1 protein-coding gene is annotated in these 673 nt (G+C 69.2%); it reads left to right on the top strand.

Annotation, left to right across the window (positions count from 1 at the left end; translation table 11 throughout):
* Positions 1-673, top strand: a 673-nt coding sequence (locus NGF19_RS30415; protein ID WP_252429160.1) for an MMPL family transporter, incomplete at both ends; no start/stop codon positions are given.

Raw genomic sequence — 673 nt, 5'->3', positions numbered from 1 at the left:
CCCAGTGCTCGGCCTCAAGCTCACCGACATGGGCCGCGAGACACACTCCCGCTCCATCGTCGCCATGCAGGTCTACGACCGCCTCAACGCGGCCTACCCGGAGCTGAAGGCCATGCACCAGGTCGTCGTCCGCGCCGACGCCGACCGCTCACCCGAGGTGACCGCCGCCCTGCGCGCACTCGCCGCCGACCTCAAGGACGACCCGCGCCATGACGGCACCCCCAGGCTGACCCAGTCACCGGACAAGCGGATCAGCATGCTCCAGCTCCAGGTCCCGTACTACGTCAGCAGCGCCGAGGCCCAGTCCTCGCTCAAGGACATCCGCACCACCTACGTCCCCCAGACCATCGGCAAGGTCACCGGTGCCGAGACCGCGGTGACCGGCGAGGTCGCCCGCTACTCCGACTACCCGACCCACCAGGAGCAGAAGCTGCCGCTCATCGTCGGCGCGCTGCTCCTCGTCACCTTCGCCATGACCGTCCGGGCGTTCCGCTCCGTGGTCCTCGGCCTGGTCGGCGTCGTCCTCAACCTCCTCTCGGCCGCCGCCTCCCTCGGCGTCCTGGTCCTGGCCTTCCAGCACACCTGGGCCGAGGGACTGCTCGACTTCACCTCCACCGGGTCGATCGGCTCCCGCGTCCCCCTGTTCCTCTTCGTGATCCTCTTCGGTCTCTCT

It is taken from the genome of Streptomyces macrolidinus (assembly GCF_023887685.1).
Classification (GTDB): domain Bacteria; phylum Actinomycetota; class Actinomycetes; order Streptomycetales; family Streptomycetaceae; genus Streptomyces; species Streptomyces macrolidinus.
Note: the sequence above shows the minus strand (reverse complement) of the source record. Positions and strands in the feature narration are given on the sequence as shown.